Origin of the sequence: Oligoflexus sp., assembly GCF_035638955.1 — a bacterium.
GTDB lineage: Bacteria > Bdellovibrionota_B > Oligoflexia > Oligoflexales > Oligoflexaceae > Oligoflexus.
On sequence record NZ_DASQYZ010000120.1, the window covers coordinates 72,634 to 84,976 of the forward strand.

Annotated in this window: 10 protein-coding genes; 4 read left to right on the forward strand and 6 right to left on the reverse strand. The window is 53.1% G+C overall.

Annotated elements, in window-relative coordinates:
* Positions 1 to 7 precede the first annotated feature (7 nt).
* From VE954_RS11795 to VE954_RS11810, 4 genes are all read right to left on the reverse strand, one after another.
* Positions 8 to 1,072 (reverse strand): hypothetical protein, encoded by a 1,065-nt coding sequence (locus VE954_RS11795; RefSeq protein ID WP_324952898.1) that lies wholly within the window; start codon positions 1,070 to 1,072, stop codon positions 8 to 10.
* Between the two features lie 196 nt (positions 1,073 to 1,268).
* On the reverse strand, positions 1,269 to 4,040 hold the full coding sequence (locus VE954_RS11800; protein WP_324952900.1) for a 7TM diverse intracellular signaling domain-containing protein: 2,772 nt from the start codon (positions 4,038 to 4,040) through the stop codon (positions 1,269 to 1,271).
* A 96-nt stretch (positions 4,041 to 4,136) separates the two neighbouring features.
* Positions 4,137 to 4,670, reverse strand: a complete 534-nt coding sequence (locus VE954_RS11805) for a hypothetical protein (RefSeq protein WP_324952902.1) — start codon at positions 4,668 to 4,670, stop codon at positions 4,137 to 4,139.
* A gap of 133 nt (positions 4,671 to 4,803) precedes the next feature.
* On the reverse strand, positions 4,804 to 6,462 hold the full coding sequence (locus VE954_RS11810; RefSeq protein WP_324952904.1) for a hypothetical protein: 1,659 nt from the start codon (positions 6,460 to 6,462) through the stop codon (positions 4,804 to 4,806).
* Positions 6,463 to 6,588: 126 nt separating this feature from the next.
* Between VE954_RS11810 and VE954_RS11815 the strand changes: the two genes are divergently transcribed.
* Positions 6,589 to 8,124: an FAD-dependent oxidoreductase gene (locus VE954_RS11815; RefSeq protein ID WP_324952906.1), complete on the forward strand. Its 1,536-nt coding sequence runs from the start codon at positions 6,589 to 6,591 to the stop codon at positions 8,122 to 8,124.
* A 43-nt stretch (positions 8,125 to 8,167) separates the two neighbouring features.
* On the opposite strand, the gene VE954_RS11820 is transcribed toward VE954_RS11815, so the two are convergent.
* Together VE954_RS11820 and VE954_RS11825 are read right to left on the reverse strand one after the other, a co-directional pair.
* Entirely contained in the window at positions 8,168 to 9,088 is a 921-nt protein-coding gene (locus VE954_RS11820) for an NAD(P)/FAD-dependent oxidoreductase (protein ID WP_324952908.1), read from the reverse strand.
* Positions 9,089 to 9,226: 138 nt separating this feature from the next.
* On the reverse strand, positions 9,227 to 10,258 hold the full coding sequence (locus VE954_RS11825) for a transglutaminase domain-containing protein (RefSeq protein WP_324952910.1): 1,032 nt from the start codon (positions 10,256 to 10,258) through the stop codon (positions 9,227 to 9,229).
* Between the two features lie 189 nt (positions 10,259 to 10,447).
* Between VE954_RS11825 and VE954_RS11830 the strand changes: the two genes are divergently transcribed.
* From VE954_RS11830 to VE954_RS11840, 3 genes are all read left to right on the forward strand, one after another.
* The gene (locus tag VE954_RS11830; protein WP_324952912.1) at positions 10,448 to 11,062 is read left to right on the forward strand and encodes a glutathione S-transferase family protein; all 615 of its coding nucleotides are present in this window, start codon (positions 10,448 to 10,450) and stop codon (positions 11,060 to 11,062) included.
* 108 nt (positions 11,063 to 11,170) lie between these two features.
* Positions 11,171 to 11,953: a DUF3750 domain-containing protein gene (locus tag VE954_RS11835; protein ID WP_324952914.1), complete on the forward strand. Its 783-nt coding sequence runs from the start codon at positions 11,171 to 11,173 to the stop codon at positions 11,951 to 11,953.
* A gap of 82 nt (positions 11,954 to 12,035) precedes the next feature.
* On the forward strand, positions 12,036 to 12,343 hold a 308-nt coding region (locus tag VE954_RS11840), incomplete at its 3' end, for a hypothetical protein (protein ID WP_324952916.1).

The window sequence follows — 12,343 nt, forward strand, 5'->3', positions numbered from 1 at the left end:
AGGTCCCTCAGTTCGGGTGCGCTGGAATAAGCGCGAAGGCTGAGATATCAACGCGCGTAAAACCATCTTCGGGTGCCGCATCCAAGGATGGCAACTGACCGTTGGGTGTTTTGACCACACGGGACACGCTATCCAACAGGAAAGCTTCCAAAACGGTTTTGTCCTTCGCGGAACACAGGCGTCCGCATTTCTTAATATACGCTTTCAGAATGCGGCTGCCCACAGTGTAAGGTCCATTGGCATTGCTGTCACAGGCGGGCTGACCGACCATTTCCGGCGCGATCCCCGCATCGGCTGGACATTCCACGTGCAGAAAGCCGAGGCTGCGGGATGCACTGTTGCCATCCGCGTGCCGTGCTTCATGAAAGAGCGTATCCACTCGAACGGCAGTGTTGGCATAAGCCGCGGCATCGACACGATTCGGTTGAAAATCAGGGTCAAAAAGCGCCGGTCCGATTTGCATCACGCCATTGCGTTGAGTGTTGGCATGCACCCACACATCATTGACTTCGATCATCACATAATTAACAGACGGTTGGCTTACGCGCAGATCTTTACCGTATTTATACAATGCGGCACCGATCATGACAGCAGCCACATTCCGGGATTCTTCCGGTTTTGATGGTGCTTCGCTGAAGAGTTTCAAGCTTTGGTTTCTAGCTATGACGGTTCCCATGCGATACAGGGAAAGATCGGCATTCAACATATAACGCACGCGATCTTTGAGCCATTTGCTCATCGTCGCTCCTTGCAGATCCTGAACGCCAAGCAAGGACTTCAGGACGTCATCATTCTCGGTGCCGGTCGTCAAATCAAAGCGCTCGATGCGAACAAAATCACGACGCAGACCGTCCTGAGATGCCTCATCCACCTGACGATCGAACACAATATGATTCTGCAAATCAACATCCGCAGGCTTTGTTTCATCGATCAGGCCTGCATTAGGATCCACGGGAGCCGAGGGAGCCACCGGTGCCGTCTGAGGGTTGTCCTTCTTGGAAGAACCGCTCCCGCAGGCCGCAAGCTGAAGGCAGATCCCAAGTCCCACCCCAACAGTTTTTAGCATTTTCACGGTTATCTCGCTTTGTTAGAGATCACTCGAGGGCCTTGCTCATCAATGCCTTGTTAGGCCCTTCCGCACAAGAAGATAATACGAATCAAATAAAATTGTTGTCCTGAAATGCGGCGCAGCAAACCCGAGGATACGAGGGGAATATAAGCAAATCAGCATGAGAACTTAGTGAGCCGGAGGTGGTGCATGTGGAGGCTTAGGCAGTGCGTGCAGGCGAGGTCCGATCATCGACGATCACGGTTGCAGGGAACAGGTGCGCAGGCAGGTCGACCCGCAATTCAAAGGGTATAAAACCTGGAATTTCCTCAGCAAAAAGTTCAATGTGCAGCTGTCCCCCCAGCTGTTTGATGACGCCTTGAACGGCATCGAGGCCCACGCCTCGCCCAGCATAGGAATGCACGGATTCCAAAGAGCTAAAGCCCGAGGTCAGCACCAGTTCTTTGAGTCGATCCGGAGACAGTTTAAGGTCACCGACGGTGAGTCCAAGCAGAGACGCCTTCCGTTGAATGCGCGCGCGATCGAAGCCGCGACCATCATCCCGGATCAGCATACGAATGAGGGTCTCCGTTCGCTCGAAACGGATGGCAATCGATCCTTGGGGAAGCTTGCCGTGCATCCGCCGCACTTCGGGCGCTTCGATGCCATGGGCGAGAGCATTTTGTAAAAGGTGAATAAAGATTTTATCCAGACTTTCCATCACGCGGCTGTCCAGATATTGAACTTCACTTGCAATATCGAGCTTCGGCTCCGGTCGTCCGAGATCCACAGCAATTCTACGGCACCAACGGCGGAGCTTGCTTTGAAATTGATCAAAAGTAATGTAAAGAATTGCATTCATATCCCGCAGCATGCCTTCCAGTTTGACCCGCTCGTCAGGATATTTCCTGGCCATGGAACCGAGCTGTTTCTGCCAGGCTTCCAGTTGATCCATTTTTACTAAAACGTCGCTGTCGCTCACAAGTCCCTTGAGGCGCTCCTGGTAGATGCGTTGATAGGAATGCAGGACCTCCTGTGTTTCCATAAGCATCGACTGGAGAGCCAGCTGGCTCATTTCATCCTGGCCTGAGCGCATGCGGGACATGCCATCTTCAAGGCGATGACAGGCATCCGCCAGATCCAAAAGACCCAGGGAGCGGGACTCGCCTTTTAACGTATGAATATCGATGAAGATGTTTTTCAAAATGGTAGCCGGGTCCACATGCATGCTGATCGAAAGATGAACATCCAGCAGTTTTTCGGACTGCATCAGAAACTTTCGCAGCAGGAGTGGCTCAGCCTGCATCATCTGCTGCAATTTCCGCAGCATCTCGCTTTGACTGGCCTGAAAGGATTCCAGTTTTTTCCAGGCCGTCACATCGCGGAAGACGATCAGAAAGCGATCGATGACACCCTGGGCCTGCATAATTGGTGTCCAATCCACAACCAGATCCAACGGACCCTCTTCGGTCTTAAGCCGGAGTTCACTGGGAAACTGACTGGCATTGAGTTCAAAAGCAATCAAACCGTCCGCCAGGCAAACCTGCAGAGCGGATTGAATACGCAGTCTTTGATCTTCACTCAGCTCCAACTTATCCAGAAAGGCTTTCTTGAGGGGAACACCCGCCAGGTGATGCGTTTTGAGAGCCTGGAGGGCATAAGGCGAGTGATCGGATTCAATCAGGAGCTCATGGCCGCGAACCGTTATGATTCCCTGCTGAACGGTCGTAAGGATCGAACGGATATCCTCCGTTTTTTCCTCGACGATGGTCTCGATGGAATCCAACGTGGCCTTAAGCTGCTTGTGACTGGCTGCGAGATTGCGCCTAAGAATGTTCATTTGGTCGGCCAGGGCAAAGGAAAGAAGCATGGCCTCCAGGAGCGAGGCGAACTGCACGCTATTTTCCGTCAGCACATTGCGTGGCACCAGACCCAGCTTATTCATGGCCAGGATTGCTGCCGCATTCAAGAACATGCTCCAGGCCACAATATAAAAGTAGCCTTCCCGATGGCGTTTCCAAAGGCACATGATGTTGATCAAAAAGCCAAAACTGATGGAGAGCATAATCAGCACGATCGTAATCTTGATCGCGATCTGATAAGGCAGCGCAAACGAAACCACGTGATAGCCGACCACGGACCACCAGAATATATGGATCGGACGGTGGAGTTTCGGGAATCGGGTTCTCGCTCGCATGTACTGCATGGCGAAACCAAGAGCAAACATAGCCACCAAATTGAGTGACTTATCAACGACAAAATCGTTGATGAGCGGCAGGTTGGGCCAACCATAACGGAAGCCGATGCCACTCAAGCCTGCCTGGAACGTGGCGAACGACAGGGTGAAGAGCACGTAAAACAGATAAGAAAGTTTGCGCACTGAAATAAAGACGAAAAGATTATAAAGGGCCATGATGAGCATGGCGCCAAAATAAAAAAACTGCGGCATGAGCGCGCTGGCGGCTTCCGCATAAAACGTTTCCTTATCCCACAAGACGAGCGGCAGCTGCATGGCGCTGGTGGACTGCACCCGCAGTAAAAGAACGGTCGCATCATGGCAGCCAACCGGCAGGGCGAAATTCACATGCTGGATGGGACGATCGGCGAAAGGCCGTCTATCACCCATCCTATGGACCAATGGTGCACGCTGCGGGACCATTTCCCAAACCGTGATGTCATCCAGGGGCGGATAGGCTATTTCAAAGATCCGTTCCTGCTGAGGCGAGGCGCATCGCGGCAGCTCCAGCTGAAACCAATGCACGGCATGACTAAAGCCGAAATTTACGATCTGTCCGCGCACCGACTGCCAGCGTTCCCTGGGAGCAGCCAGAATACTTGCCAAACTCTCCTTGCCCTCGGGATCAGGGAGGTGATCGAGCTGGTCACTCAAAACAAGGCGTTTTTCGGTCGCGAAGGCCCTATTGCCTGCGCTAACAGATAGTGTCAGGAGCGCAACAAAAAGGGCCCACAAAAGAAAGGAGTTTCGACGCAATGATTTTTTTCCACAACGGTGACTCCTTTATTTTACCAGGATTGGGAAATTTTAAGATGTCGTAAGGTCGGCATATTCTTCCTGGTCAAGCCTTACCTAAAAGGCGTCCAGGTTCGCGACCAGGCCAATACTGAAGGCAGCGAGGTCGATCCAGTTGCTGCTGAAACCATCACCGGTTTCTGGATCCTGATCGCGCGCCGTGCCGCGTGAACCACCGCTGATCGAACGCAAGCTGCCAAAGGCGCGAAACCGCCTATTGATTTGGGCTGTTAGCTTCAAACTCGCATCAAGCAAAGCTCCGGTGGGTTCACCTTCCTCATCACCATTAAAGATGGCCGACGAAGCATGATTGCCTTCGGCTTCGAATTCCAGGGCGAACCTCTGAGTCAGGCGGTAGTTCATGGCGAGAGCCAGGAGCGGCACGGGACCAACGTCTCGATTGCTCACCAGGGTTTCACCATCGAGCGTCATGAATTCGGTTTTCGCATTGCGGATCTGCAGGCCAAGGCCCAGGTAGAGAGCATAACGATCCGCGACCCAGGTTTCCCATAAATACGTCCCTCGATAGTAAGGAAAACTAGAGACGAATTGCAGAGATGTACCCGCGGCAAACGCCACGTTATCGACCATGGATATCGCGCTTTAGAGCAGTGCGTGACCGCAGTTCCAAGGGTTGATAGAAATGACTTAAAAAAGACAAAGAGCTCACCCACAAGGATCGCGTCATGGATTCCTCCTGATGTTTACGCCCGTTTTTTGTTTCTTATTCCTGGGCCCCTAGATATTCGCCCAGGGTCTTCATCAGGACGGTCCGCGGAAAAGGATTCACCTTTCCCGATTCGGTTTCCAACGCGACTGGAAAGGCCATACCCCAGTGATCGGTGCCGAGAACAGCCAAAAGAGTGGCACGAAAAGGTTTTTGCCTGGGGTTGGCCAGCTGATGCAGTTCGGGCCAGAACGGCGATCGATCCAAAGATATTTGAGAATCATTGAGGCTCATGCCGGATTCTTCGAGGTAGCTGTAATACGAAGAACGCAGGCCGCGATAGTCCATCCCCGAAGGCTCATAGGCCAACGTATTACCTGTTAAGGGCGAAACACCATGGTCCGGCGTGGAAGGATCCGGCATGGTCGTGGTGATCGCGTAATATTCCAGTTGTTCCGGAAGCGTATGCGTCTTGATCCACTCGGCACATTGCGGACTGCCCAGGGTTTCAATTCCCTCACGGGCTTCAGCGATGAAGAGTTTAAAACGTCTGATATTCTGCGCGTAATCCGAGAAGGGCCGATCCAATTGAAATTTTTCCAAAGCAATATCCCGAAACGTCCTGGCCAGAAAATTGATATCGATGGCATCCGACTGAATGTTTTCCATCGTAAGACCCACCGGATCCTGAAGTTCGCCGTTCGCGGCCGTGATATCCAGAAGCGCCGCCGCCCATCGCCCCGTGTTGCGAACAAGCAAGGCTGCGGCACTGAGAGAGTTGCTTCCCTCTTCGGGAACTTCCAATTCTTCAGCCAGTTGCGTCAGACGGAGCAGAACCTTGCCTTCAGGCTTGTCCGGTTGCAGGGTCCTATCCGCCACCGCAGAACCATAGGTGACGCCGCCCAGGCCAATCAAGCCGCGAAAGCCCTGCATCCAAGGATAGGTTTTCGCATCCGTGGTGCTCACCAGTTCCAGCCCCACGTTCAATCCACGTGAATATCCGAGAAAATAAGCATGCTTGGGTGTTCCCAGGCGTTCAAAAATTTTGGTCAGTCGCCTTTGATAGATCGCGGCAGACTCCGCCAGAGTTCCGAGACTTTCCAGCGAGGCTTTCGGCGCTTTCAAAAGAATGATGCGGGTTTGAGGCACCCCTGTCTCATCATCAATACTCCCTGCCGCCACCAGGTCACGCATGGGTTGATCTTTTTGCTGCATGGTGTCCAGGTCGAAAACCAGGTCGGTAAAATCAGGTGAGGCGGCCACTTGAGCCCAGCTCTGGGCAAAACTGCTCTGCGTATTCGTCAGGATTTCTTCATAAGGGATATGATCGATGAATTCTCCAAAGATACCGGGCAAGATCACGATCGTAACGGGATGCCTGACAGCCGCATCAGTCTTGGGATCAGGCGTTTGTGCGGGTTCCTTGTAGAGCTGCGTGGGCAGGATTGTCTGAAGCTGGGAACGGTGGAAAGCCAGGACATCCTCCACGGTGGACTTCCCTCCCATCCGACGATCCAGCAAGGCCTGGTTTGGCAGGAAGATGAGCTGATGAATCTGATCAGGACTATAAAGGCCGCTGGCATTCTGCGCGAATTGCTTGCGGAACTGCAGGGCGGCTTGATACTCCCGTGCGACGTGAGTTGATGCAAAAGAAACGGGGATGATACCCAGGGAATACAGGGCCAAACCAACAATCCAGTCAATACAGCTTCGCATAAGTCGCTCCTTCCTTGAGGCCAAAGCGGGCTTTGCAAGGAGCTTGCCTCAAATACCAGCACGCGCGCTGGCATAACTTTGGCAAGGGAGCTTTCGATATTCCCCAGCAATCCGGTAGGAGTATTTATGTCAAAAGTTGCGTCTCACTCGCCCGCCAGCCTTTGGAAAAATGGCGAATGGCCAGATCTTGCGGAACAGGTTCCGCACAAATCCAATGATGTGTGCATTATCGGCGCCGGTATTGCCGGGCTGACCTGTGCTTATTTGATGGCTATGGAAGGTCTGCGCGTCACCGTGTTTGATGCCTCCATGCCTGGAGACGGGGAAACGGGCAATACATCCGCGCACCTCTCAAGTGCCTTGGACGACGGTTTTACCGAACTCGAGGAACTGTTCGGTGAAGAAGGGTCGTTTCTGGCTGCCGAAAGCCATCGCTGGGCCATCGACATCATTGAATCGATCTGCCTGCGCGAAGGGATCGACTGTGATTTTGAACGTGTTGACGGCTATCTCTTCACCACCGAGGCCTCGGAGCATGAGGAATTGCGTCGGGAATTTGAAGCTGCAAGACGAGCTGGCTTTACCGACATTGAACTCCTGCACGCCCCACCCCTGCGCTCGCGGCGCACGGGTTCGAGCATCCGCTTTCCCAATCAGGCTCAGTTTCATCCTTTAAAATACCTCAAGGGCCTCACCGCGGCTGTGCAAAAATATGGCGGAAACATTCTGTTGAACCATGAAGTCGTGGACATTCATGGTCATGCGGCGCCTTATCAGATCACCACCCGACAGGGCACGACCCATACCGCGTCGCATGTGGTGGTGGCGACCAACACGCCCTTCAACAATCGCTTTGTGATGCACACCAAACAGGCCGCTTACCGCACCTATATTGTGACCTTTGCGATCGAAGCCGGGAGCGTGAACAAAGCTCTTTATTGGGATATGAAAGATCCGTATCACTATGTGCGTCTGTATCAACCGAATGAGCATCAGACGCTTTTGATCGTGGGCGGTGAAGATCATAAGACAGGTCAAAGCGAAGACCCCGACCGTTCCTTCGCCAAATTGGAAACCTGGGCCCGAGCCAATTTCCCCGAAGCTGGTGATGTGGTGACACGGTGGTCGGGCCAGGTGTTGGAACCAGTCGATTGCTTGGCTTTTATTGGTCGCAATCCGGGTGATGAGCAAATTTACATTGCGACCGGTGACTCAGGCCATGGCCTGACCCATGGGACCATCGCCGGCATGCTTCTGAATGATCTGGTTCACAAGCGCAGCAATCCCTGGGAAAAACTTTATGACCCGGCCCGCAAAGCCAAATCGTTTTCATCTTTGAAGGAATTCTTTAAAGAAAATATGAACGTGGCCCTGCAGTACAGGGATTATTTCTCGCCTGCAGACCTGTCACGTCCGAGTGAAGTGGCTATGGGGGAAGGCGCTATCGTTCGGCATGGCCTGCAAAAACTTGCCGTGTATCGCGATCACGACAATGAACTCCACACACTGTCGGCCGTATGTCCTCATTTGGGTGGGCTCGTGCGTTGGAATAAGGTGGAGAAGACCTGGGATTGCCCTTGCCACGGCTCACGCTTCAGCTGCAAGGGCGAAGTGATCAACGGACCGGCCATGAAGAATCTGGAGAAGTCGGAACTCCGTTAGCCGCGATGGGAACTGAAAAAGAGCCGGGATGTCCCGTCCCGACTCATTCCATAACCGCAAAATCCTCCTTGGCCAGAGCTTTATTAATGCCCAAGGCAGCCCGTGCTCCTTCAGCGGCCGCGACAATGGCGAGATGAACATCCTTAATCAAATTGCCAGCGACATAGAGACCCGGAACGTTCGTGGATTCATAGCGGCCGGTTTTCACCCCAAGCTCTTCCGTAAATTCACAGCCAAGACCTTCGGCCAGCGCAGATTTTTGCTTGCTGGGTAAATTGAAAAAGATAAAGGACCGCTCGAGTTTTTCTCCATTGCGGAATTGAATAGACCGGAGGTTTCCGCCCTCTTCCTCGAATTGCTCGATAGGCTCCTCGCGCACCAGGATGCCGTGCCGGTCCAGTGTTTCTCTTTGCTTATGCATAAGACCCGAAGGCCCATCGGTGCAAATGACAAGGTCACGCGACCAACCAAAAAGCGCTCGCGCCATCGTGTAGGACGGGGCGCCTCGACCATAGATTGCGATGGGCTTGCCACGAGCCTCCCAGCCATCACAAGAGGGACATTGGAAAAGACTTTTACCGAAACAAGCTTGGGCTCCTGCAATGGGTGGCAACTCATCCGTCACACCAGTTGCCAGGAGCATCTTGCGACTGGCTGCGGACCGTCCATCTTTCGTCATGATTTCGAATTCATTCTGCCAGCGATGTCCATTGACAACTTCATTATCCCAAATCGTAACGGTATCCAGCCTCACCAGCTGATCCCTCGTTTTTCGAACCAACTCGCGAGGGTTGATGCCATCAACACCTATAAAACCATGCACCTGTTTCGAGGCCCAGTTTCGCGGTTGATTGGAATCACACACGAGAACCTTGCGGCACGCTCGACCCAGCACAAGCGCTGCGCTGAGTCCAGCCGGACCGCCACCCACTATAATGACGTCAAATATGTTTTCGTTTCGCATCGTATTCTACCCGGATTGAGTTTAGGCATCCGACAACAACTGTTAGTCTCGTGCAAAACTCGATCCGGGAGATAAGGATTTTGAACCGACCGCGGGGAGCCGTCGGCATTCCAGTCGCAAAGACCTGGTCAGGGATAATCAGTGGGTGGCTTTGAGAGCGTCGAGCTTGAGCACACGGTAGGTAAACGTGGTCTTCACATGGTCTTTGATCGATTGCCCTTTTTTCTCCACATACGGGTAAATAAAGAAGTTCAAAGGCTTGTCCTGCATGCCAGGCAACACCAGATCACGACCCACGCTGAAGAGAATGCGATCGGCGGGATGATTCCCGAAATAGTATTCACGCTTGGCCAGATTCTTTTTGGCTTCCGACGCATCCAGCGGCGTCCAGCCGAGCTGAGGCAAATAAAGTTCCAACCAGCAATGATATCCCGCAATCTCACCCTGCGGCTTGTCCATCGCGATGGGAAAACCAATGGAAAATTTTGCCGGAATGCCTTCCGCTCGAGCCATCGATGTCACCAGTGCATGAAAATCCGTACAGTTGCCATATTTCTGGCTGCAGGCCCAGTATGTGTCACCGTTGCCCCAGCCGGTCCCAACTTTTTTATATTCCATGGTGTCGACGACATAATCATAGATGGCCTTGGCTTTTTGCACAGGCGTGACGGCCGCTTTGGGAATTTCCTTGCGCAGCTTCGTCACGAGCTCACCTTCAATCGGCACCCTTTGATCGGCCTGCAGATACCGCTTCATCGATGTGGTCTCACCGACCTTGTAATCAGCCTTGGTCGCATCCTGCCATGTTCCAGCGCTATGGAGATGACGCAGAACTTTATACCGAACGGTGACCGTTGTGGGCTCACGGCGTGGTTTGTCGGTCTTCCAGGCCCAAAATTCGTTGCCGTAGGTCGCCTCTTTCCGAACCTCGGATTCCTGGATCACCGTGGTCGAGTCGGATTGAATGCTACGGTCCAGAATGGTTTGCTGCTCGTTGGACGGGGCCAGGGGAATCATGACCTGCAAGGGCAGATCTTCAGCTTTCACGGCTGGTATGTGCACCTGATATTGAAATTCGATCACCTGATCGGCGTCCGTCGCGGCCTGCACCGCCCCACCCGAAAGACCAAGACTGAATGCTATCCAAAATTTATGCTGTGTGACGAGCATGAAGACCTCCTTGATGAGCGCAGTATGCCGCGCCTTTTTGCGAAGGGTCAACCCAGGCAATATGCCAGTGCCATCCACCTGGAATCTGTTATCCTTGACTCGTATCGCACTCGAAGTTAGCTTGTTGGCGTTCACGATCATGCCAACTCAGCTAATAGAAGTAGCTCCCATGCTGCAGGAGATGAGGAAATGATACAGATTTACGGACCCGCGGGATCAAGTGCAGGACGTTGCCATTGGGCTTTGGAAGAAATTGGCATTCCCTATGAAGCCATTCCTGTCAATATGAAGAACCAGGAGCATAAGACGCCAGAATTTCTGCGGATGAACCCGAACGGCAAGGTTCCGGTGATGAAGGATGGCGACTTCGTCCTGTGGGAATCCATGGCTATCAATTTCTATTTGGCCGAAAAATATAAGCCTGCCTTGCTTGGTGCCGACCTGCAGGAAAAGGCTGACGTATTGAAGTGGAGTTTTTGGGCTCTGGTTGAATATCAAAAGCCGATCATTGATGCCTTTATCCAAAAAGTGTTTGTTCCGGAAGCCCATCGCGACCATGCCCTGATCACCAGAAGTCTGGAAAAAATCCTGCCGTTGAATGACATTCTCGATCGGCATCTGCAGCGCCGCACGTATATGGTCGGCACCAGCTTCACCTTGGGGGATATCAACGTCGCGTCGGTAGCTCGATTGTGTTCGATGATTGGCGCTGATGTGGCGAAATTTCCCGCCCTTCAAAGCTGGGTCAATCGCATGGTGGAACGGCCGGCTGCCCTCAAAGCCTCGGCCATTGACAAGCACTGAGATGACGATCCCGGATGCCCCGACTCTGCGGCTCCGGGTTGACTTAAAAAAACCTCATCCCCGCTGCGCTATTCTCGGCTTAACATAAATGAATCCGAGGCAAGATGCATGAATTCAAAGTTTTTGACCTGGCTGATACTCACAGCCCTGGGCCTTTCATCGTATGGGGTTTCGGCTCAGGATTGGCGAACTGCGGACCGCACCAGCATGGGAGTGGCCGCCCTTCCCGAAAACGAACCGGAAGCCTTGGTGCAAATTTATGCGGCAAGAGCCTTTAAATGGCGCGGTTATTTCGCTGTTCACACCTGGGTGGCGATCAAGGAAAAAAACGCCGCGGCTTATACCACGTATCACGTCACCAACTTCGGCCTCAGGCGGACGGGAAGCACCGTCGTTAAGCAGGAAGACATCCCAGACCGTCGCTGGTTTGGGGCTGATGCCGACCTCCTTTATGAACTCAAGGGTTTGATCGCAGAGCGGGCCATCCCTCAAATTCAGGCTGCGGTTCAATCCTATCCGTATCAGGACTTCTATCGCGCCTGGCCCGGCCCGAACAGCAATACCTTTGTTTCCCACATCATCCGTCAATCTCCGGCATTGCGTTTTGAACTTCCTCCGCATGCCATAGGCAAGGATTGGATCGGTGACGGTGATCTGGTGGGTGTCTCGGAAACCGGGACCGGCGTGCAATTTTCGCTACTCGGCGTGCTGGGCCTGACCATGGGCCTGGGTGAAGGGATTGAGTTCAATGTCCTCGGTCTCTCGCTCGGCATAGATTTTCTGCGTCCGGCCCTTAAATTGCCGTTGGTTGGACGGGTCGGCATGAGGGATGCCGAACCTCCGTTTGGGCGGGATGAGCCGATGGATGAAAGCCAGTCCATCGCCCTGTAATGTCCCAGGTTTTCCGTTTGTCTCAGAAAAGGCAGCCCCCTTGTCGATAAGGTAAGGAGCACCCGGATAAGGAGTTGCCTTGATGCGAATCCTCTTCGTCAGCTTTCTGATTGTGGCCGTGTCCGCGTGCCAGGATCCCAAACTCAAAAGCGATCCATCACAAACAACTTTGGATTCAAAGGACGATAGCTCGGAACTTTCTGATAGCGAAGTGGCGGTTGAACCCACACCCATTGGTGGATCGTTCCTGATCTGCGCTCACGATGCGAACCTGGGCGGAACACCGGCAAGTTTCGGTTGTCGCATTGAAAATGAAGCGGGAACCAAACTGTCTTCGTTCAAACCCCAGGCCACCGATATCGTAGCCGTGGCCCTGGACCGCACCCTGGC